This window comes from Helcococcus sp. KG196 (assembly GCF_046035495.1).
GTDB classification, from domain to species: domain Bacteria; phylum Bacillota; class Clostridia; order Tissierellales; family Peptoniphilaceae; genus Helcococcus; species Helcococcus ovis.
In genome coordinates, this window is the sequence record NZ_JBFNFI010000005.1 from 68,158 (window position 1) to 92,511 (window position 24,354).

General features: G+C 27.6%; 19 protein-coding genes. 8 read left to right on the forward strand and 11 right to left on the reverse strand.

What is annotated here, in order from left to right:
• Positions 1-100 precede the first annotated feature (100 nt).
• From ABGF45_RS03590 to ABGF45_RS03615, 6 genes are all read right to left on the reverse strand, one after another.
• On the reverse strand, positions 101-2,212 hold the full coding sequence (locus ABGF45_RS03590; RefSeq protein ID WP_408112750.1) for a hypothetical protein: 2,112 nt from the start codon (positions 2,210-2,212) through the stop codon (positions 101-103).
• Positions 2,213-2,221: 9 nt separating this feature from the next.
• Complete coding sequence (locus ABGF45_RS03595) at positions 2,222-3,016, reverse strand: metal ABC transporter permease (protein WP_134711158.1); 795 nt, start codon at positions 3,014-3,016, stop codon at positions 2,222-2,224.
• Positions 3,010-3,681: a metal ABC transporter ATP-binding protein gene (locus ABGF45_RS03600; RefSeq protein ID WP_408112749.1), complete on the reverse strand. Its 672-nt coding sequence runs from the start codon at positions 3,679-3,681 to the stop codon at positions 3,010-3,012. The genes ABGF45_RS03595 and ABGF45_RS03600 overlap by 7 nt, the downstream gene beginning before the upstream one ends.
• The gene (locus ABGF45_RS03605; protein WP_408111796.1) at positions 3,674-4,627 is read right to left on the reverse strand and encodes a metal ABC transporter solute-binding protein, Zn/Mn family; all 954 of its coding nucleotides are present in this window, start codon (positions 4,625-4,627) and stop codon (positions 3,674-3,676) included. Before ABGF45_RS03605 ends, ABGF45_RS03600 begins: the two co-directional genes overlap by 8 nt.
• Positions 4,628-4,806: 179 nt before the next feature.
• Complete coding sequence (locus ABGF45_RS03610; RefSeq protein WP_408112748.1) at positions 4,807-7,575, reverse strand: hypothetical protein; 2,769 nt, start codon at positions 7,573-7,575, stop codon at positions 4,807-4,809.
• A 416-nt stretch (positions 7,576-7,991) separates the two neighbouring features.
• Positions 7,992-8,735 carry a TIGR02206 family membrane protein gene (locus ABGF45_RS03615; RefSeq protein WP_134744470.1) on the reverse strand — a complete coding sequence of 248 codons (744 nt, stop codon included), beginning with the start codon at positions 8,733-8,735 and terminating at the stop codon, positions 7,992-7,994.
• 190 nt (positions 8,736-8,925) lie between these two features.
• Between ABGF45_RS03615 and nagB the strand changes: the two genes are divergently transcribed.
• A complete protein-coding gene (nagB, locus tag ABGF45_RS03620) occupies positions 8,926-9,672 on the forward strand; it encodes a glucosamine-6-phosphate deaminase (protein ID WP_134711164.1) in 747 nt (248 codons plus the stop codon).
• A gap of 120 nt (positions 9,673-9,792) precedes the next feature.
• Here nagB and ABGF45_RS03625 read toward each other — a convergent pair whose 3' ends face one another.
• The 5 genes from ABGF45_RS03625 to ABGF45_RS03645 form a co-directional block, all read right to left on the reverse strand.
• The gene (locus tag ABGF45_RS03625; RefSeq protein WP_408112747.1) at positions 9,793-11,151 is read right to left on the reverse strand and encodes a 5'-nucleotidase C-terminal domain-containing protein; all 1,359 of its coding nucleotides are present in this window, start codon (positions 11,149-11,151) and stop codon (positions 9,793-9,795) included.
• A gap of 248 nt (positions 11,152-11,399) precedes the next feature.
• Positions 11,400-12,518, reverse strand: a complete 1,119-nt coding sequence (locus ABGF45_RS03630) for an NADH:ubiquinone reductase (Na(+)-transporting) subunit F (RefSeq protein ID WP_408112746.1) — start codon at positions 12,516-12,518, stop codon at positions 11,400-11,402.
• A 16-nt stretch (positions 12,519-12,534) separates the two neighbouring features.
• The gene (locus ABGF45_RS03635; protein ID WP_408112745.1) at positions 12,535-13,212 is read right to left on the reverse strand and encodes an NADH:ubiquinone reductase (Na(+)-transporting) subunit E; all 678 of its coding nucleotides are present in this window, start codon (positions 13,210-13,212) and stop codon (positions 12,535-12,537) included.
• Complete coding sequence (locus tag ABGF45_RS03640) at positions 13,205-14,209, reverse strand: RnfABCDGE type electron transport complex subunit D (protein ID WP_408112744.1); 1,005 nt, start codon at positions 14,207-14,209, stop codon at positions 13,205-13,207. The genes ABGF45_RS03635 and ABGF45_RS03640 overlap by 8 nt, the downstream gene beginning before the upstream one ends.
• A gap of 259 nt (positions 14,210-14,468) precedes the next feature.
• Positions 14,469-15,317 carry a 2-oxo acid dehydrogenase subunit E2 gene (locus ABGF45_RS03645; RefSeq protein WP_134711177.1) on the reverse strand — a complete coding sequence of 283 codons (849 nt, stop codon included), beginning with the start codon at positions 15,315-15,317 and terminating at the stop codon, positions 14,469-14,471.
• A 458-nt stretch (positions 15,318-15,775) separates the two neighbouring features.
• Here ABGF45_RS03645 and ABGF45_RS03650 point away from each other — a divergent pair, with 458 nt between their 5' ends.
• From ABGF45_RS03650 to malQ, 7 genes are all read left to right on the forward strand, one after another.
• A complete protein-coding gene (locus ABGF45_RS03650) occupies positions 15,776-17,110 on the forward strand; it encodes a sugar ABC transporter substrate-binding protein (RefSeq protein WP_134711179.1) in 1,335 nt (444 codons plus the stop codon).
• Positions 17,111-17,180: 70 nt separating this feature from the next.
• Positions 17,181-17,636 (forward strand): hypothetical protein, encoded by a 456-nt coding sequence (locus tag ABGF45_RS03655; protein ID WP_408112743.1) that lies wholly within the window; start codon positions 17,181-17,183, stop codon positions 17,634-17,636.
• A complete protein-coding gene (locus ABGF45_RS03660; RefSeq protein WP_134711183.1) occupies positions 17,614-19,647 on the forward strand; it encodes a carbohydrate ABC transporter permease in 2,034 nt (677 codons plus the stop codon). Before ABGF45_RS03655 ends, ABGF45_RS03660 begins: the two co-directional genes overlap by 23 nt.
• Position 19,648: 1 nt before the next feature.
• Positions 19,649-20,545: a sugar ABC transporter permease gene (locus ABGF45_RS03665; RefSeq protein WP_134711184.1), complete on the forward strand. Its 897-nt coding sequence runs from the start codon at positions 19,649-19,651 to the stop codon at positions 20,543-20,545.
• A gap of 9 nt (positions 20,546-20,554) precedes the next feature.
• Entirely contained in the window at positions 20,555-21,637 is a 1,083-nt protein-coding gene (locus ABGF45_RS03670; protein ID WP_134711187.1) for an ABC transporter ATP-binding protein, read from the forward strand.
• Between the two features lie 11 nt (positions 21,638-21,648).
• Positions 21,649-22,626 (forward strand): LacI family DNA-binding transcriptional regulator, encoded by a 978-nt coding sequence (locus tag ABGF45_RS03675; RefSeq protein WP_134711189.1) that lies wholly within the window; start codon positions 21,649-21,651, stop codon positions 22,624-22,626.
• A 2-nt stretch (positions 22,627-22,628) separates the two neighbouring features.
• A complete protein-coding gene (malQ, locus tag ABGF45_RS03680) occupies positions 22,629-24,143 on the forward strand; it encodes a 4-alpha-glucanotransferase (RefSeq protein ID WP_408111777.1) in 1,515 nt (504 codons plus the stop codon).
• Positions 24,144-24,354: the final 211 nt, after the last annotated feature.

Consider the following 24,354-nt stretch of genomic DNA (forward strand, 5'->3'; position numbering starts at 1 on the left):
TGAAATGATGTTGCAAAATAGAATTATCTATTCTGCAACATCATTTATTTGAACAATTATTTTATAATGGTTATATTTGTTATAAATATTAAGATTTTTACTAATTTCTTAAATCGTAAATTTTGCCTTTATATTTTACAGTACCATCTTCATTTACTTCAAGGTCTGCAATTCTTGGACTTTCTTTTATTACTTCATAAACTTTATCAAAAGCATCATCTTCACTTATACCTAAAGCTTTGGCAAGTTTTCTTAAATTTTCTTTTTCCCTTTTATCATCTATTTCTTTATTTTCTTTTTTAGGAATAAATTTTTCTTCATTTTGTCCCAATTTATAATCTTTTCTATCTTGAATTTTTTGATTTTCATTTTTTATTTCTTTTTCACTTTTTTTATTTACATCTTCAATTGACGGTTTGAACTCAGGAGATTTATATCGATTAGGAGATTTATCTTTCACATCTTTTTCAGTAATTTCTTCTTCAAATTTTTCTTTTTCCTTAAGCCCATCTATTTTAGGCAGTTGTTTTAAGTATATGATTTTTCCATCTTTTTCTTCAAAATCATATAAACTAAATATATAAGTTTCTTTACCATAAATATTTATATTATTACCAAGTCTGAAAATTTTTGAAATATCTCTCGAACTAATATTATAATGCCCAGATAAAAATTCTACAACTTTTCCTGCATCTGCCACTACTTCTAAAGTCATTTTTTCATTTGGATTATTTATTTTATATTTTAATACTGCTACAACATCTCTTGCTTTAGCATCCCCAAATTTACCATTTTTTTCCATCTGAATTAATTGTTTAATACTTATTGCATGATAATGATCGCCATGCAACCAATAAAATACATTTTCTTTCTGACCATTTGAACCAAAAATAGGGATACTACTATCAGGATTACCAAAATTATCCATACTTTGTAAATTTGGCTCTAATCTTGAAAATAGTTTTACATTTTTTACTGGTTCAACTTCATCATATTTAAAAAGTTCTTGATTATTTACAGTAATATTTTCAAATTCATTGCTTTCTTTAATAACTTCTACATCGGTATAATGAGGTATAGGATTTATACTTGTAACAGTAACTTCTTCATCCCCCCTGTATAAATGCCAGTGGTCTCCGTGATCTATTATTTTTGTAATTCCTTCAGGCCAATCAAATTTCTTTACTAGATTTTGATTATTAGAATTATCCGCATGGCTTCCTACATATTCACCAAATCTAGCCTTGGGATATAGATTTTGTGGATTAACATAAGTTATCCCCTCATTATTTTTACTATCATATATATGCCAGTGATTTCCGTGTTGTAAAATTTTTACTATGTCAAATCTATTTACAGATTCTTTCCCAAGCACGCCTATAATGTTCAAATTTTTTATTTTTTCATTTATTTCGTCATTAGTTATTGACTGATTTGAATTATTTTGTGCAGTATTAGTTGTAGAATTTATTTTTTTAGAATCAGTATTATAGTTTTGTTTTCCATTAGAATTACTTTCTCCATGGCTTCCTACATATTGTCCAAATTCAGCATTTGGATACATATTTCTCGGGTCTGAGTAACTTATAAACTCTTGACCATCTCTTGTATATATATGATAATGATCTTCATGTTGTAAAATTTTTACTACATCAGAACCTCTTAACTCTTCCGATATATTTGAATCATAATTTTCAGAAGAATATTGATTATTCCCATGATTTCCAACGTAGGTTCCAATTTCTACATTTCTAAAGCTTGATTCAGGATTTTCATATGTTAAATACTCACTGCCATCAGATGTATATACATGCCAATGATCTCCGTGTTTTAAGATTTTTACTACATCCATTTCTTTCAATTTTTCAAGCGAAACTACACTTACTAAAGAAAGTTTTTTTCCCGATTGAAGCTTATTCGGATCTGTATATGTTATATGCTCCACACCGTCTTTTGTCCAAACATGCCAATGATCCCCATGTTTTACTACTTTAACTATATTTTCCTTTGCTATTTCTGCATCGACAAGCACTTCAGTTGTCTTATCATTTTTATATTTATTTTGTTTTTCCTTAAATACAGGTGTAAATGTTTTTAATTCAGATTTTTTTACTTCAGGACTTTTTTGTTCTTTTTTATTATTTCCACATCCTGTAAACAAGACTAAAGCAGCCACTAATGACAAAACTAATTTAAATTTTCCTTTTTTCAAAATTACCTCCTATTTTTTCTTTATAAACATAGATATTATCAAACATACCACTGATACCAAAACTATAACCGACCCCGGCTTTAAATTATATATATAAGATATAATTAATCCGGCATGGACAAAAATTATAGAAAATATTATCGAAAGTATAAGTGTATTTCTATAAGTTTTAGCAAATTGCATTGAACAAATTACAGGGATAACTAAAAGAGATGATACTATCAAAGAACCTATAGTTTTTGCTGATATAGATATAGTGATAGCACTTAAAAAAGTTATCATAAAATTAATAATATTAATATTTATCCCTAAAATATGAGCAGCCTTAGGATCAAATACACTTATATATATACGTCTATATAATACTGTATATATAATTAAAACTAATAACGATACAAGCGACACTATTATATATTCCAAATCACTAATCGTTACAATTGAACCAAATAAATAGGAACTTAAAGAATTGGTATTTCCAATTAAACTTGTAAATATTCCTGCTAATCCGACAGAAGCTGCCAATATAATTACTGTTGAAATTTCTTGATATGCTCTCAATCTATTTCTTATAAATTCTATGCTCAACCCTGCAATAATACACGCTAGTATAGCACTTAATAGCGGATGTATCCCAAATGCCAGTCCAACTGTCAATCCGGCTAACGATGAATGGGATAATGTGTCTCCTATCATTGATAATCTCTTTAATACTATAGGTAATCCCATACAAGGAAGGATTATCGCTAAAAATGTCCCAACTATAAAAGCTCTTCTCATAAATTCATATTCAAATATATCTAGCATTTTATCAATTCCTTCCAATCATTAATATTATGTTTATGAGCCCTTGCTCCTCTTAAATGAATAATATAATCAACATAATCTGTGATTTCCGCTAATTCATGAGTTACTATTACTATAGTCTTACCTTTTTCACTTAATTTTCTCAAAATTGTAAATAATTCTCTTGAAAACTTTTTATCAATCGCACTTGTGGGTTCATCAAGTAAAATAAGACTTGCATCTTTAATTAAAGCAAGCACTATGCCTACTCTTTGTAATTGTCCTCCTGATAATTGCCTTAAACTCTTATATCTGTGTTCTTCTAAGCCTACCATTTTTAAATATTCTTCCAAACCTACTTTAATTTTCAAATACTTTAAATGATTATTTATAAGCTCATTTATTGTAGTAGGAAAATTTCTATATGAGTTAACTGCATTTTGCGATATATATGCAATATCTCTATAATGGTTGTCATTTAAAATATTATCTCCAAATAACTTTATTTTCCCACTATTTGGGCTTAAATTGCTTAAAATTAAATTTAATAGCGTAGATTTCCCACTACCATTTTCACCAACTATTGCTATAAACTCTCCACTACTTAATTCAAATGATATATCTTTTAATATATAATCTTTATCGTATGAAAAAGATAAATCATTAATTTCTAAAACTTTATTCATTAAAAGATTCCATCAAAGCTTTAAGGTTTAATTCCATAAGTTTTAAATAACCCATCTTCGCTTCTTCTTGTGTTAAATTTTCCATTGTATACATTGTAGATGTTTTTGTATTTGTATTTTTTGCAAGTGTTTCAGCAACTTTTGGAGTTGCTTTTCCTTCAAAAAATATAGTGGAGATTTTATTTTTCTTTACAAAATCAGCTATAATTTTTAATTGTTTTGCTGAAGGTTCATCTTCAGGAGAAATTCCTGTTACGGCAACTTGTTTTAACCCATAATCATTAGCTAAATAATTAAAAGCTGCATGACTAACAACAAAATATTTCTCTTTTTTATTTACCTTAGCTAATTCAGTTTCAAATTTTTTATCAAGTTCTCTAAATTTTTCTTGTGACTTTTCTAAATTAGTCTTATAATATGATTCATTTTCAGGATCTATGGATGAAAGTTTCTTATATATCGTATCTAACTGCTCAATAGCATTTTTTACACTCAACCATGTATGTGGATTTACCATATCATTACTATCATTTAATCCATCCCCTTGTTTTAATAAAGTTAATCCTTGAGATAAATTTAAAAATTTATCCTTATTACCTACCGCTTTTTCTAAATCAGGAATAAAACTTTCCATATTAGCACCGTTATATATAATTAAATCTGATTTTATAATATTTTTCATATCATCAGTCTTTAATTCAAATGAATGCGGTTCTTCATTACCCTTTATTATCATTTTTACATCCATTTTATCTCCAACAATCATCTTTGTAAGATCTGCAACAGGAAAGAAAGTGGTATATACTAATTTTTTACCATCTTTTTTAACTGTACCATCATTAGCCATTTTATTTTTTACAATATCAGCACTATTTTTTCCACAAGCTGTAAAAGCAACGCATAATATAAGCAAAAAAGCAACAATATTTATTCTCTTATTCACTATTTTTCCCTCCAAATTAATATTTTAGATAATTAAACGAGAATGATTATCATTATTATTATAGTATATTATTTTAATTTTATCAATATAAAAAAATGCTTTTGACGCTAAAAATATTAAAAAATTAAAAGAGAATTGGAAATTTTACTATCCAATTCTCTTATTATATTATTTTAATTTTTTTACCTATAATACCTATTCTCTATGTATTCATTACCAAAATCAACACTAGATATATTTGGAGCAAATATTATTTCTTGCCAGTATAGCGGTTGATCATAATCACTCATTCTTAAAATATATTTACCATCAATGGCTTTACCTATTGTTTCACTGGAAATAATCACATTATCTGAATGTCCTTTACCGGCAACAGAACTTTTGCTATAAGTATTTCCTCCCTGTAAAATAGCTCTTTTTACAGATATTTTTCCATTTCCACTTATAGCATCTCCACCATTTCCACTAAAACCTGTGCCACCTACTGCTATTAGGCTTCCTTCTCCAGTGATTTGACCATTATCTAAAATAATAGCCGAGCCTCCATTAGTAGTTGTGGCTATTTTACCACCACCATATGCTGCAAGTGTTGCCCCACTAACAATATTTAATTTTCCATTTTTTATCATTAATGCTGATTGCCCTGCATATACTCTTCCGGTTTCAGGATCTATACCTGTAGGTGCTTCATCTCCCCTAATAAACACATTACCTAGTAGATTAACATTTCCCCTTACCTCTAAAACGGAACTTACATTTTTATTAGCACGACCATTTACTCCTGCATCCGTTAAAAAATTAGTATTAGAATAAATCATAGAATTAGTTATATTTGAACCATTTTCCAATATAACTTTTCCATTTATTGACGTACCCGTTACAAATTTTCCATTTTGATAATCAAAATTCATAGAGAATGTTCCTCCATCCTCTACATCAATTATTCCATAAATTGAGGAATCTATTAAATTAAGTTTTGCACCTTTTTTCACAACTATTTTTACGCTACTTTTAACTTTCATATTAACTAATGTTAAATTAGTATCACTATCTAATATTAAAGTTTGTTTAGTACCTTCATTTGAATACTTACCTAAAACTCCATAAGTTCCACTCTTATGTGACCCATATATAGCCTTAATTTCTTTTGGAACAGTTACAATTTCATCTGAACCGTTAAATTCTTGAATCAACCATGGTTTCAAGGTATAAATGTACTTCCCGTCTTGCATCTTCTTTGCATTTTCTAATTTCAAATGATCAACTAATTTTTCATTTTGACTGTAAACTTCAAACAAAAGAGGTTCACTTTCTATTTTGTTTCCATTATGCATAACTACTGCTTTAACATTATATTTACCTGGTTTTTTAGGAGTTCCATTTAATGTAACAGAACTATCTAAATGGTTATATTTTGCTTTCATTCCAGATTCTTTATTAAGTTCAAGCTTAACTTGATTTGATCTTAATGACCATGGATTTGTATGTAAATCTTTCCAATCACTTTCTTTTACCTGTTGATTTGTATCACTTACTTCGGCAAATTGAATTTTTGCATTACTATTTTGATTTGATATAGTACCTGTAGTTGCTCCTGAAATCGCATCATATTTTTCCTGTTGAACTACTGCAGGTTCAAATTCACCAACAAGTCTAATTTTTAATTTTTTCTCTTTAATAGTTTCCGGATCTTTCTCTATACTGATTCTACTTCCCTTTTGTTTACTTTTATCATACTTAAAGTAATGAGAATTATTTTCACTATCAATAATAGTAATCAATGCCCCATCCCTTGGCTCATTCATGTGAATAATTCCATCTTTATCAACATAATATCCACCATAAAATGTTTGAAGTTTATTCGTTTTTAATTCATAAGGGATATGATTTACCTTTAATTCACTAATATTATACTTTGTAGAGCCTTTTGGAACAAGCATAAAATCAATAGTTTCATGTTTATCTGTAAAATCCATAGCATCTTGATTCGATTTAACAGGTAGCGAACTACTTTTAGCAGTCAAATTTTCCTTATTTTTTTCTTGCAATCTAACTTCTTTTTTTTCTACTTTTTCAACTTTTAACGGAACAGTTTTAGTTAAATCTGTATCCTTTAATTTAAAGTCTTTAACTTCATCAAATTTATTTTTATTTTTATCTAATATAAATTTCTTTTCCGTGCCATCATTAAGTTTTATTTTAATTTCAAATTTATCTTCTAATTTAATAAAGTATATTTTTCCAGTATCTTTATCCACATAATACTTATCCCCACCACCCCAAATTCTATATTTATTTTCAGATTTTGTGTATTCTTTATATCCTATATGTATTTTACTGATTTTACCAGCAAATTCTTTTGGAGTGATATTAACAGTAACTTCTCCAAAACCATTTTTAAAATCTCCCAAAGAAAAATCTCTCTCTGATTGTAATTTTGAGTCTTTAGACACTTTTACCTGACTTTGTGTTTTAGTAGCTTTTAATTCCTTGCTATCCTCTTTTTTTTCATTAGAAGATTTTTCTTTATGTATTTGACTAGTTTGTGTAGAATCACTTACTACACTAATTCTATTTCCTTTTCCACCATTTTTTGTAAATTGTAGTTTTTTAGTACTTCCATCATTTAATTTAATAATAATTTCTGAATCACTTTTTGGTTCTGAAAGATATAATTTTCCATTTTCTTTATCAACAAAATATGCATCCGTTCCCCATACAGAAATACTACTACTTGCCTGTCTCATTTTTTTATTATTTACAGTTACATCTTCAATTTTTTCTGTCATAGATTTTGGTTCAAACACAATACTAAAATCATTAGCAAACCCCTCTACTAAATCTTTAGCAGTAAATTCATTTTCTGCATTTACATATGTAAATCCTGAATAAAAAAATATCATTATTGCCATAATAAATGAAATAATTTTCTTTAATCTTTTTACTATCAAAATAATCCTCCTTAAATATATTATTATATTTAGTCATACACTTAATAATTCCATATAAAATCCACTAAAATATTTCTAATTTAATCCATAATATACATTTATTAGGCATGCCTAATTATTTTATTATAGTTATTAAATAAAATTTTGTCAATTGATATTACATAAATATAATATGTATTCTTTATAAAACTATCTTATGTTTTACTTACTCTTTCCAAAGTATTGAAAATGTTATTTTTTTAGAAACAAATTATTAATTTCAATTAATCTTAAAAAATTAGAAAAAAAAAAGGTACTGTTGCAAAATAACTTTTTAGTCATTTTGCAACAGCCCCTAAATATCTTACTTTAATTCTTCACAAACACTATTTGACAAAGAACCAAATTACTTTATCATTTTCTAAACCACACTTATTTTATTTATCAATTGTCAATTTACAAAATAACTTTCCAACAAAATGCATTACCACCATTATTAATGAATATAAGAGCAATACAAATATATAATATAAAATTCCTTGCAATGGCATTAAATTTTTCACAACATTTGGTGCTTCAACTAAAAATCCATAGTTTGCTTTTGGATAATAGTTTCTTAATAATAAAGTAAAAATCATTACACATAAATTATAAATAGCTGTAAATTTAACTGTAAATAATAAATCTTTCTTATCCAGACTTTCTTTTCTAACTACAATATTGTATATCGCAATTAAAAAGATTAAATAGTGGAAGATAAAAAATTGGAAATTTGTATAATGCGGAAATCTAAATGCATATGGCTCAGGCATAAGTATAGCTAATATACCTCCCATTAGCCCCCAATATATTCCTATTTTTCTCAATATTTTATTTCCTATAAATATATCATAAATAAAAAACCAAGCTACAATTCTACAATTATAAACCGGTAATGATGCTTCAAGAGTATAAAACCCTGAAGTAACCATCCATATAAACATCATAATCTTATCACTTAACAATAATATTCCCATTAATTTAAGTAAATTTTCTTGCTTTTTCCTATCTTTGTTTTTAAAACTTATTACAAAAATAGTTAGTAATATTAAAATAATAATTGCACTTAAATGAAAAGTACTCAATAACCCAAATGAATTATTATCTAGATTATTTCTAAAAAAATATTTTATAAAATTCATATAATTCTCCCTAAAGCAAAGTTATAATAATTATATCAAAATTTTAACACATTTAATATAACAATTCTGTAAAAAATTTAAAACTATTATATTATCCATCATCAACAATATGATAAATGCTTGTTGTTAAAATTAAATTTTTCAATATTATATGTTATAATTTAAATGAAAAATTATTTGGAGGTTTATAATGGAAATTATTATTACAAAAAATTATGATGAAATGAGTAAAAAAGCTGCTGATATAGTTGCAAATACTATAAAAGAAAATCCTAATGCTATTTTGGGTTTAGCAACAGGTTCAACACCTATAGGACTTTATAAAGAATTAATAAATAAAAATGAAAATAAGGAAATTTCATTTAAAAATATTAAATCTGTAAATTTAGATGAATACATAGGTCTTTCCGGAGAGCATAAACAAAGTTATAGATATTTTATGAACAAAAATTTATTTAATCATATTGATATTGATAAAAATAATACATATGTTCCAAACGGAAAAGCTGAAGATTTTTTAGAAGAATGTAAAAATTATGAAAAGATAATAGATGATTTAGGTGGACAAGATATTCAAATTTTAGGAATCGGAGAAAATGGACACATAGGATTTAATGAACCTTCAAGTAAATTAGAATTATATACTCACATAGAAGATTTGCAAGAATCAACAATAAATGCTAATTCAAGATTTTTTGAAAAAATTAAAGATGTTCCCACAACAGCTATTTCAATGGGAATGGGAAGTATATTTAAGGCTAAAAAAATTATATTATTAGCTTCAGGAGTTAAAAAAGCAAAAATAATGAACACATTAAAAGATAGTGTAATATCCCCACTAATCCCTGCAAGCTTCCTAAAACTTCACAAAAATGTAATTGTAATAATGGACGAAGAAGCTGGCAGTTTATATGTAAACGAAGAAATTTCTAAGTAAAAAGAATTTTTAAATATTTCATATTTTTCTAATATTATTGAAAATTAATTATTTACAGGTAAATTTTATTAAAAAAGTTAGAAATTTACCTGTAAATTTTTATATACTTTGATGCATTTCTCAATAAATTCTTTTAATTTTTGAGCTGTTAAATAGTTCTTCATCAGTCAAATAAATCTTTACTAAATCTCTAATAAAATATTTATAAAATTTAGAATCTGCATCTGAAGCACAAATTGTTTTATACCATGTTCCTCTTTGCATATAATCATCACTAATAACTTTATAGTATTTTTCATCATCTATTAATTCATTATTTATAAATATATTAAATGGATTTTTTTGGACTTTAACATTTTTACTAAATCCTAGAGTTCCCAAAACACTTCCTCTAAATCCTGCACCTTTACCTGACTGAGTTATAAATTTTTTATCAAATGACTGCTTAACTGCTTCTTTAATATTTATTCCTTTAACATGAAAAATCGTTGGATTTAATTTGGAAGGGAATATTTTTAATAAAGATTTTTTTGACACAGGTCTAACTAAATCATTTTCGGCAATACCATTATGCATAATTGCTAAATCAGCTTTTTTATATTTCATTAAGGCATCGCATATAAAATTGATTAACTCATTTTCTTCAAAAGGATTAAATTTAAGTTCAGAATTTAATAACAATTCTTTTGACATAATATTTTCTGCATGCTTAATTTTTTTACCTAATAACTTATCAAATTTTTCATTTTCAATTTCATCTAAATAAATTTGTTTGTTTTCTATCAATTTAATTTTATCACCCGATATATCTAATGAAATTTTACCCAATGCTTCTCCACGCCCTGACATTGAATAATTACCTTCATTCTTAATAATATGTGTATGTGCTCCGAAAATAAAATCCATTTCAGGTATTTCTTTAAGTATCATATCATCAACAATATGTCCACTATGTGAAAGATATATTATATAGTCATATTTTCCTTTATATTTATTAAGCTCATTTTTCAAAGACTTAATTGAATCTTGTGTTTTAAGATTACCAAGTTCAAAAAATTTATTATATTTCCCATGTTCTCCTTTATCATCAAAATAAGGTGCAGAACTTAATATTAAAAATTTTTTACCAAACTTTTCCAATATTTCAGATTTTTTCAAACCAGGTATATCTTTATCATTAGCATCTGTCAAATTTGAGCATATCATAGGGTATTTATTTACAAGTTTTGACAAACTGTCAAACTCTAAATCTATTTCATTATTTCCTATTCCCATTAAATCTAATTTACATTCCATCAATAAATCTAATGCCGACTCTCCCTTGTCTGAATCAACGACAACGCTCATTAAATCACAATAATCACCACCATCTAAATAAATATCATTTTCAGTTTTATTTTCCATCATAAACTTATGGACTTTCCTTAAAAAACTATAATTTGAATGTATATCATTTGTATGATAAAAATTTATAATCATATTTCTCCTTTACCTTTAATTAATAATATATTGTTTAATATATTATATTAATTTTTAAAAACATTTTCAAAAAACAAACGCACAAAAAAGAGGGAGAATGTTCTTTTCTGTGCGTTTACTTAAACACTTGATATTTATCTGTCGCCTTTCGACATGATTATTGTATCAAACTTTTATAGATTTTTATTATCATATTAAAAAAATTTAGAGAAAGTTTTAAGAAAAATTATACGTGATGTTAAACAATACTAGAATTCATCAAAGTGGATATAGTCTGTATTTACACCTTTTGCTATCAGTGATTTTACAATACCACTAATCATAGCTGGCGAACCACATATATACGCTGTATAAGTCTTATCTTCTTCAATATATTTATCAATTGAATTATTTACTCTACCTATGTCTCCATCCCAATTATCTGATTCTTCCGGTCTGGATAGTGTAGGCATAAACTTGAAGTCATGCAATTTCTCTTCAAACATTTTCATCTCTTCTAATAAAAATAAATCAGATTTTGTTTTTGCTCCAAAGTAAAATCTGGCAGTTTTTTTAATATCATTATCTAGCATATGATATAATATCGATCTTATAGGTGCAAATCCTGTCCCTACCGCAACCATTACTATTTCATCATTATCATCATCATTATAATAGAAATCTCCAAATGGTCCAAATAAAGTAATTTTATCTCCAACATTTAATACTTTATGTACATATGTTGAAACTCTCCCATCTAAAACTTGGCCAATTAATAATTCAACATGTTTATCATCTTTAGTTGACGATGCAATTGAATATGCTCTGTCCCAAGCTTCATCTTGAGCATTATAATCATCTCCTTTTGGATATGGTTTTGATTGTAATTGTAAAAACTGTCCGGGTTTAAAATTAATTGTTTTTTTTCCCATTAATTCCATTCTAATTTTTACGATTTTATCCGTCATTGGAATTTTTTCAATAAGTATCGCCTCAAATTCTTGTACATTGAATAATTCTTCAGGAATTTCAATATCAATATCACTTTTAACCTTTAATTGACATGATAATCTTACATCTGATTCTAATTCCGCTTTGGTTAACAAAAGCTTTTCTGTAGCTAAAACAGGACCGGCACCATTATTAACTTTACATTTACAATATCCACATGTCCCCTTTCCACCACATGCTGATGGTAAAAATATTTTTTCATTTTTTAGTGCATTTAAAAGTGACTGTCCACCTTCTACTTTTAAATTTTTTTCACTATTAATTTTTAATTCTACAAATCCATAATTATTTAAAACCTTATGTGCAATTGTAAGTATAATCGCAAATATAGAAGAGATTATAGCAACTATAAATGTTGTTGTTAGTACTTGAATCATAAATCCCTCCTTCTTTCTATGAAATTGGAACCATACCTGAGAATCCGATAAATGCCATTGCCATTATACCTGTTATAATAAGCGTAATTGGAGCCCCTTGAAGTCCTTTTGGTAAGGCATTTTCATTCATTCTCGCTCTGATACCAGCCATTGAAATAATAGCTAACGCCCAACCTATACCTGAACCAATCCCAAATAACAATGATTGTAAAAAATTATATTCTCTTGTAACCATAAATAATGTAACACCTAAGATTGCACAATTTACAGTTATAAGTGGTAAAAAAATTCCCAATGCATGGTAAAGATTTGGAACATATCTTTCTAAAATCATTTCTAAAATTTGAACAAATGCAGCTATAACAACTATAAAGATAATGTAATTTAAGTATTCAATACCTAATGATACCATTAGCTTATTCATAAAGTAGTTAAGAAGTGTTGTAATTGACAGTACAAATGTTACAGCAATCCCTAAACCTGTTGCTGTTTCAACTTCCTTACTTACAGAAATAAATGAGCACATCCCTAAAAAATTACTAAAAATCATATTACTTGTAAATATAGAAGCAAAAAATATAACTAAGGGATTAATATGTTTATTTAACATAGCTAAAAAAAATGTTAGTACAGTCGATAAAACTAGCATAAAAAGTGCCGGATAAACTAATGATTTTTTATTCTTATTAATCATTAGCCACCGCCTTTTTAACAATTGTTGATTTTTTTGCTAATCTTTTCTTTCTATTTACTTCCTTAAATATATAATCAATTACAGGAGCAAATACTTCGGCAATTAAAATCGCAAACATCGTTCCTCCCGGAAATAAAGAAAATCCTCTTATAATAACTACTGTAAATCCAATCATAATTCCATAAATCCATTTTGCTTGAACTTGTTTTGGTGCGGATATTGGATCTGTTGACATAAATACTGTACCAAACATAAATCCTCCTACTAACAATCCTTGTAACGGTGGTAAAATATCTCCTTGAACACCGATTAAAATCAAAGCATATGATGTTACTACAAATCCAATTAATGATGATACCATAATTTCCCATGATGCAACTTTTTTATAAATCATATATGCTCCACCTAGGATAATTAATAAAGTTGATATTTCACCAATAGATCCAGCAATATTACCCAAAAATAAATTTAATACACTTACTGTACTCCCATTAATTTTTAAATCGAGTAATGGTGTTGGGCTTGCAGTATGATCTAAAACAGGAGTTATCCACTTTGCAAATCTACCTAAACCACTAATTAATCTTTCTGAATTTGCAGCTTGATTAAATGTTAACATCGATGTCGAAAAATTTATATAAATAAATGCTCTACCAACTATCGCAGGATTAAATACATTTTTACCAAATCCTCCAAATACTTCTTTACCAAAAAAAATACCAAATGCCACCCCTACACCAGACATCCAAAATGGTAATCCCGGAGATAATGTTAATGTAAATAAAATCGCCGTTACAATAGCAGCTTCTGTAATTTGAGCTTTTTTATACATATATTTTTCTGATAAATACTCCACTGTACATGCCACAATTATGTTGAAAACTAATAGTGCTAGTGTTCTCCATCCAAAAACATAAATTCCATAAATAATTATAGGTGACACAGCTATGAGTACAGTTCTCATCATATTTTGTTTCTTAAAAAATTTAGAAAACATAGTTCCTCCCTTTTATTGTATCCATATAATAATATCACTTATTATATACATTTTAAATGTTTTACATATATTAGTATTTTTCTTAAAACTCTTTCCTTGATAATTGTCATTTCTATTTCTATTTTATTTATATAATTTTACCTAAATTTTAATCGCATAATCATATACTATTTTTATATTTTATTTGAAAATTTCAATAAAAAAATATGCTGAATCAAAAATCATTAAATTTTGACCCAACATAATAAATAATTTCAAATTAATCATCTAAATTTACAGGTTCTTCTAACTTTTCAGGATTATTTAAATATCTGAAAAATCTTCTCATTGCTGCTGCATAATAAAATCCATCACAAATTCTTTCATCTATTACAAAGCCTATATTCATAATTTTTTCTTCTATAAACTTATCCTTTTTCTTAACAATTTTCTTTCCTTTTTTACCTATTGAAAGAAAAGCTCCAATTGTCCCCAAATTATAAATATGGTGTAATGCGGCATCAAGCCCTATAGACCCTAAATTTGTTATAAATGCAGATGCATGAAATGGGCTTGCTTCTAGTGCACTGCTCGGTATCATATTAATTTTATCTAAAAATTTAATACTTCCAACTAAAAATTTTAATATGAATAAAGGTGTTTTTGAAAGTCCTTTAACAAATATATCTGTTGCATTTTTACCATCAGTATTTGTATCTTTTTCAGCCTGGATTTCTTTATTTAATATTTCTCTAACTTGAAGAGGAGTTTCATCCCCCTTAAATTTAAATTTAAGAGTAGTTTCAGCTGCATCTTCTGTCATTGCTTTTTTTACTACCATGGAAATAATTATTTCATTTCTCATATAATATCTTCCATTTATAATAAATTGATTAATTTTAGGTTTTTCTCTATATGTTCTTGCCATAGCTGCATAAATTATATGCATATACGACAATCTAATCCCTGTTTCATCATATACTTTTCTAATATAAGCATCAAAAGGCTCTAAAGAAATTTCTTGATTTAAAGCGACTAAAGCATCATTTCTTTCTTTCATTATTAAAGGTATAAATCTTGAAAAAGGATCTACTTCTATCTTATAACCATCTTTTCTCCTAAAAAACATAATTGCTCCTATAAAATTTAATTCATTACTACTTTACCATATATTTGTTTATTTGTAATTTATTTATTGATTCTAATTAGATTATATATATAATAGTCTCTTTTTACAATTAATAGTATTCACATCTTTTACTAAATATTAAACTTTGTAAATCTTAAATATTAAATTTTTTTAATATTTTAAAAACGCTTTATGTATATAAATTTATTTAAATATATTTTATAACAAAACATAAAAATATAAAATCGAATCATTTTTTCAAAAATATTGATTTTTACATGAATTATTCTATTATAACATTTCAATATCGCAAACATTTGCATGATAAATTATAAATTTTTAGCATTTTCATTAATTAAAAGTAATTTAAATAAAATTTGACACTTTGAAAATTAATATATATACTATAGATATAACCGCAACCGTTTTCATTAGGTTGTAAAAATATAGGAGGAAATATGAAAAAAAATTTAAAAAGTCTAGTAGCTTCGATGCTAGCATTCACTTTGGTTTTAAGTGCATGTAATACTTCTAAGCCAAAAACAAAAGAAGTTGAAAAAACAACAACCGGAAAATTAAAAGGCGAAATCACTGTTCAAGCTGAAAAAGGTTGGATGGATTACTATAAAAAAGTGGTAGATAAAATCACAAAAGCTAACCCGGATTCAAAGATTAAACTAAAAGAAATAGCATCATTTGATCACCTGGGTGTAATTCAAAAAACAGATGCAACAAATAAGGACGTTGCTGACGTATTTGCACTTCCAGCAGATAAATTCACAGAATTAGCAGATAACAATGTTTTAGGAGCACTTCCTGCTGCTGAAATGGCAAAAGAATTAGGCGGATTTGATGATTTTGATAAAGGATTAGGTGGACAATTCAAAAAAGATAAAGATTATCTTGCATTCCCTTACAATATTGAATCATTGGTTACATTTGTAAACAAAAAGAATGCAGAAACATTAAAGATTGATCATACAAAACCATTTGAAATTACAGCTCAAAAAGATGCAGCTACAGTTTTATTACCATTCTTTGATGCATGGTTTGGTGTAGCTCCAAACAATGCTGGTGGTTTAGATTTATTAGCAAAGAAAGATAAAAAATTTACTTCAACATATGCAAATCCATATGATAAATTAACAGCAGATCAAAAAGCTGTATTTGATGGAGTTTATGGATATTGGAAATTAAATAAAGACGCTGGCACACCATTATTTGATGCTGAAGCAGGTTGGGGATATATCGATAAAGAATTTACAACAGGCGGAAAAGGTGTTATAAGATTAGATGGACCTTGGTCAACAGCTGGTAAAGGTGTTATAGCTAAAGAAATTAAAGCAGGAAACATTGAAGTTTATCCAATTAACCACATAACAGTTGCAGGTAAAGCATTTACTCACTGGAAAGGTGGTTGGGCATTAGGAATCAACGCAAGAATTGAAGCTGATAAAAATAAAGTGGCATTAGCTACAGCATTCATTAAAGAACTTGTTAACCCTGCAAATGCTGTTGATATATATAAATCAACAGGTAAAATTTTAGGTAACGTAAAAGCTGATGTTTATAAAGCATCTGATTTATCAGAAATCGACAAGAAAGTTATAACAAACGTAATTGAATCATACAAAGTTTCTCCAGCAAGACCATTATTCAAAGAATTTGGACAAGTTTGGGATACATGGAAAAATTCAGTATTATCTTGGAATTCTGTTAAACCAGCTGATGCAGCCGCAGCATACAAAGAATTAAACGCTGCTTTCACATCAATGTTAGAACAACTTAAGTAATTAAAAGCAAATAAAATATAGTGAATAGCCAAAACTTAAGTTTTGGCTATTCCTATATTTACAGGTAATTATGGAAAATAGAAATATTAAATATAAAAAAGAAAAAAAAACAGTTAATAGATTACTAATAATAACAGCACTGATAATTTTTATAGCATCATTGGAAGCTTTTAATCTTGGAAAAAATCAAGACTTATTAAAAGTTTTCTTAGAGCTTAATAAAAATAATTCCCCTTCAGATTATATGGAAATTATAATAACAAATTATTTTTATAATATATTTGAAGTGATTTTAATAACCTTATTTACATTTTTCACCTATAAAAAATACGGTATATCAAAATTATTTAAAATTATATTTTCTTTAATAATTTTAATAAAAACTATTAACATTATAATTTCTTTTAAAACAAATTCAATTTTTTACTATTTGATAGTTTTGTTATATATATGCTATCTTTTAGTTATAATAAAAGCACCAATTACAAAAAGGAAGGTAAACTATGGCTTATTCAAAAACCATTAAGGATAGTGTAGGACGTGAATATCCAAGAAAAAATCAATATATTATTGATTTAATAAATGCATCTCCTTCTGATAGAAAGAAACTTGAATCTAATAGAAAAAATCATCCTTATATCAAAAAATTAGATGAATTTTTAGAAAAAGAAAAAAACTTTTTAACAAAAATTGAAAATGAAGCAAAAAATAGATTCAAAGATGTACAAGATAAAAAAATTGCATACCTACAAGAGAGAGAATTTAAGGCAAATAAAAAATTAGACTTTTATAAAGATTATGTTGATTTATCATATGAAGCACAATTCAATTATAATTTGGCTGAAAGAGAATTGCGTCATATTCCTGATATGATTAAAAATGATGAAAATCTAAAAAAACAATTAAAATTCAAAGAACAAAAATTAGCTAATATCACACAAAAAGAAACTGATGAAGCAAAAAAAATAATTCAACAAAAAACTGAAGAAAGAAATAATCAACTTCAAGCTGAACTTATAGAGTTAAATAAGAAATATTCTGAAGGATTAATTTCTAAAAAGGCCTTAACCACAGAACAAAAGATTAGAAAAAGATCAGCAAAAGAAGATATAACTGCTTTTTCTTATATTGATAAGAAAAAAGCAACACAAGAAGATATTAAAAATATTAAGCATCATCTAAATATAGATTATAAATCAAAGATGAATGTATTAAATTCTGATATCTCTGACGTAAGAAGAAAAACTCCTATAGAAGTAGAAAAGAAACACCCAATATTGTCATATCTAACATTCCCTATTCCGGGATTAGGACAACTATTAAATAAACAATATGTAAAAGCACTATTATTTTTCATAGGTACATTATTTATTTATTTTGTTGCAATACCATATGCTCTTGGATTTGGAAATTACCAAGGTGAAGGTATCTCAGGACTTATAAGTCTTGCGGAAGGTGGTAAAAGATTAGATAAATCAATTATATTTATGATAGAAGGTATTATTTCAATATTTTTACTTTTAATATCTATATTCATATACTATATATCATTTGTTGATGTATATAAAGTTGAAAAGAAAGAAATTGAGGGTGTAAGAAGAAATGTATGGTTTGAAACTAAGGAAGCAATTCTAACAGATGGATTCCCTTATTTAGTAATATCCCCTGCTTCAATAGCAATTATATTCATAGTTTTAGTACCAATATTTACAACAATTTTAATTTCATTTACTAATTATGATCCAAATAATCAAGCTAAATTTACTTGGAGTGGATTGCAAAATTATAAATTACTTGCATTAGGACAAGGAGTTGCCGGTAAAGCATTCTGGCCAATCGTATTGTGGACATTAATCTGGACATTTGCTTCAACTACATTAGCAATTGCAATTGGTTTTATATTATCATTAATTGCAAATCAAGAAAGAATAAAGTTTAAGGGACTATTTAGAACGATTTATTTATTACCATGGGCTGTTCCTGCATTTATTACTATAATGTTCTTCTCTCAAATGTTTGCAAAAGGTGGACCAATCACTGAAATGATTAACAAAATATTTGGAATTGCACTAGATGTTAAAAATAATACATTCCAAACAAGATTAGTTCTTATACTATTACAAGGATGGCTAGGTTCAGCATATGTATTTTTATTATCAACAGGTATTTTACAAGGTATACCTTCTGATTTATATGAAGCGGCTGAAATTGATGGAGCAACTGGTTTTAAGAAAACATGGAGAATCACTATTCCTTTAGTATTATTCCAAACTGCCCCTCTTCTAATCGGACAATACACATTTAACTTTAATAATTTTTCGATTATTCACTTATTTAATGGAGGTGGTCCATTTAATCCTTCAGTATATGGTAATGTAGCCGGTTCAACAGACTTGTTAATTTCATATATTTATAAATTAACTATAACAAGTAACTATCAAGCTCTAGGAGCTGCTGTAACAATAGTTATTTCACTTATAATCATGTTCTTCTCATGGTTAGGATTTAGAAATACAAAAGCATTTAAGGGGAACTAATATGTTTAAGAGAAAAAATAAAAATAATGGTTTATATTTATCTGATAAACAACCGTTAAACACTGTTGGTAAAATACTTCTTGTGCTTTCCTACGCAATTTTAATTGCTTGGGCAATAGCCATTATTTGGCCATTAGCAGCAATGGTAATATCAAGTTTCAACGGTAATCAAGGAAAATATATCTCACTTTCAGGTGCATTTTCCTTCTCATTTAAAAATTTTGAATACTTATTTGAAAATACAAACTTTTTAATTTGGACAAAAAATACAATTTTAATCGCTATAGCAACAGCTTTATTTACACTATTAATCGTATCGTTTACAGGATATGCTTATTCAAGATATAGATTTAAAGGAAAAAAAGCCAGCTTAATGGGTATTATGCTTATTCAAACAATTCCGGCATTTGCGGGTATTACGGCTTATTATGCAATACACTCGATTATTTCAGGTATTGTTCCAATATTTAGTAGAACAGCTATGTTAATTTTAATTTATTCAGCCGGTGGTATTGCAGGTAATACATTTATCCTAAAAGGATATATTGATTCCATTTCAAACGAATTAGATGAAGCTGCTAGAATTGACGGATGTTCAAATTTTCAAGTATATAGATTAATTATTATGCCAATAGCAAAACCAATGTTAGCAATAATTGCATTATGGTCATTTATAGGTCCATTTATGGATTATATGTTACCTGCAGTATTATTAACAAGCAATGAAGAATATACTTTGGCAACAGGTCTATTTACATTAATACAAGATATGAGAACAATGAACGCTCCTGCTTTTGCTGCAGGTGGATTATTAACAGCAATTCCAATCGTAGTATTATTTATGAGTTTACAAAATCAATTAGTATCCGGATTAAGTAAGGGTTCAGTAAAAGGTTAGGAGATTAAAATGAAAGTTACATTAAATAATTTAGGTAAAAAATATGAAGGTAGAGATAAATTTACAATAAGACATATTGATTTAACAATTGAAGATAAAGAATTTTGTGCAATTTTAGGCCCTTCAGGATGTGGGAAATCTACATTATTAAGAATGATTGCCGGATTAAATTCCATAACAGAAGGCGAATTAATTTTTGGTGACAAATTAATGAATAAGGTTGCACCAAAAGATAGAGATATAGCTATGGTATTCCAATCATATGCATTGTATCCTCACTTGACTGTATATGATAATATGGCATTTTCATTACAAATGAAAAATGAAAGAAAAGAAGTTATCCATAAGAGAGTTATGGAAGCAGCAGAAATTTTACAATTAAAAGAATATCTATATTCTAAACCATCCGATATTTCCGGAGGGCAAAGACAGAGAGTTGCATTAGGTAGAGCTATGGTTAGAAAACCGGGGGTATTCTTAATGGACGAGCCATTATCAAACTTGGATGCCAAACTTCGTGAACACATGAGAGTTGAACTTGTTAGATTACACAAACAACTAGGAACAACATCTATATACGTAACACATGATCAAACAGAAGCTATGACAATGGCTGATAAAATTATTCTTTTAGATAAAGGAAAAATACAACAATTCGGTAAACCGGAAGAATTTTATAACCAACCGGCTAACTTATTCGTTGCAGGATTTATTGGCTCCCCTACGATGAATATATTCAAAGGGAAATATCAAAATGGTCAATTCATTTCAGAAAATGGCTTAATTAAGCTTACGCCAAAACACGAAGATCAGGTAAAATTAAAAAATCATAGTGATAAATCCATTTACTTAGGTATAAGAGCTGAAAGATTCTTAGCTAAAGATTCTGAAAATGCTCTTAAAGGAAGAATTGATGTTGTTGAAAATTTAGGTAAAGAAAAAATTCTTTATGTAAAATTAGATGATGAATCCGAAGTAGTTATTTCTCAACCCGGTCATTTTAAATATGATATAGATGAAATTCATAACTTCACATTTGATTTAGATGCTTTACATTTCTTTGACGGAGAAACAACAAATAGAATTAATTAAAGGAAAAATATATGACAAGAAAAGTTACAATTAGAGATGTAGCATATTTAGCTGGGGTAAGTATATCCACTGTATCAAGAGTAGTTTCCAACAAAGTTAATGTTAATGAAATTACTAGACAAAAAGTTCAACGTGCAATTGATAAAACAGGATATGAACCTAATTATACAGCTAGAGCTCTTGCAACAAAAAATACTGATACAATAGCAGTAATTATTGATAGAACTCCTAGTAAAGGTTTTGCCAATTCATTCTTTCTAGATATACTTGATGCAATTGCGACTAGATTAAATTTTTATAGTAAAGATATGCTTTTGGTTTTTTCTGATGGAAAAAATTCAACTGAGTATAGTAAAGTTAAATCACTAATACAGTCAAATAAAATTGATGGAGTGATAAAACTGTCTGTACAAAAAAATGATAAAACAATTAATTTCTTAAAAGAATCCAGTAAACCTACTGTAGTTGTAGGTAGACCTAATAGTAAAAATATGCTTAGCGTAAATAATGATAACCCAAAAGCAATGCAAAATGCTGTAAACTTTTTGATAAAAAAGGGTGCAAAAAAACCTGCATTTGTAGGCGGAAATAAAGAATATATAGTTACAATAGATAGACAAGAAGGATTTGAGCTGGCACTCAAAAAACATATGATAAATTATGATGAAAATGATATGTATTATGTTGATTTTTCTATAGATGCAGGTTATGAACTTGCAGATACATTAATAGAAAAAGAATATGATTCAGTTGCTTGTACAGATGATTTAATTGCATATGGTATAGCAAAAAGGTATAATGAATTAGGTAAGTTTATAAAGATAATAAGTTTTAACAACACATACTTATCAAAAATATCAAATTTACCATTTTCAAGCGTAGACATAAACGCTAAACTACTAGGTAGAGAAGCTGTTGATTTAATAATGAATCCACAAGCTTCTCAAAAACAAACAATAGTAGATACAAAATTAATAGTTAGGAGTTAAAAATGTTAGATGAAAAATACAATTTTCAAAAAGTGAACGATAATAGAACTTCCGGAGTTTTGATGCACATTTCTTCTCTACCCGGACCTTATGGTATTGGTACTATGGGAGAAAATGCAAGAAAATTTGTTGACTTTTTAGTTAATGCAGGACAAACATATTGGCAAGTGCTACCAGTTGGTCCTACAAGTTATGGTGACAGTCCTTATCAATCTTTTTCAACATTTGCAGGTAATCCATACTTTATAGATTTAGAATATTTAAAAAATGATGGATTAATTACCCAAGAAGAATTAAATCCATTAAATGAAAATGTAGATATAGAAAAAATTGATTATGGTAGATTATACCATGAGAGATATGAAATATTAAGAAGGGCTTTTGAGAGATTTGATTTATCCTCTATTGATTTTTCGAGTTTCTGTAAACAAGAATCTTTCTGGCTAAATGATTTTTCATTATTTATGGCGTTAAAAGATGCTAATAATGGCAATTCATGGACACAATGGGATGAAAAATACAAATCAAGAAATAAAGAAGCTCTTAAGGAATTTGAAGAAACAAATAAAAAAGATATATTCTTCCACCTATTTATCCAATATATTTTTTACAAACAATGGATAGCATTAAAAGAATATGCCAACTCCAGAGGAATAAAGATAATTGGTGATATTCCAATCTATGTTGCAGAAGATAGCTCAGATGTGTGGGCAAATCCTCAATTATTCTTATTAAAACCAGATTTAACCCCTGCATTTGTAGGAGGATGTCCTCCGGATGCATTTTCAGACGCAGGTCAATTATGGGGAAATCCTGTATATAACTGGGATGAAAATAAAAAGGAAAACTATAGATGGTGGATTGAAAGAATCAGATCATCATTCAAAATATTTGACTGTGTAAGAATTGACCACTTTAGAGGTTTTGAATCATTTTGGCAAATACCTGCAGGAGATGACACTGCCAAAAATGGTTCATGGCAAAAAGGTCCAGCTTACGACCTATTTAGACAAATCAAAGAAGATTTAGGCGATTTACCAATTATTGCTGAAGATTTAGGTTACATGACTAAAGAAGTTTATGAGTTTAGACAACAAACGGCATTCCCAGGAATGAAGATCATTCAATTTGCATTCAACGAAGAAATGAACAGTGAACATATTCCTCACAACTATACAACAGACTATGTAGTATATGCAGGGACACACGACAATGAAACACTTCGTGGATGGATTGATAATCAAGACCCTGCTCTGTTACAAAGAGCAAAAGAATATGCAGGTTTAACCGAAGAAGAAGGTTACAACTGGGGTATCATCAGACTTTGTATGACATCAGTTGCAGACACAGCTATATTCCAATTACAAGATTTATTAGACTTAGGAAACTGGGCAAGAATGAATCTACCAGGAACATTAGGCGCAAACTGGCAATGGAGAGCTAAAGAATTACCTTCAGACGAATTAAAAGACAGATTATACAGATATACTAAAAACTCAAATAGATTAAGAAAATAAAAATAAAAAAAATCCACTTACGGCACTAGTCCTCGCTCCTATGGAGCTGCGGAGATGCCTAAGTGGATCTTTTTATTTTTTATGTAAATTTTTTTTGTCATTAGTATTTACAGGTAATATTTTTCTCGGACACCTGTAAATTTTTTTGGCATTAATATTTACAGGTAATACTTTTTCTTAAAATACCTGTAAATGTTTTTAGCATTAGTAT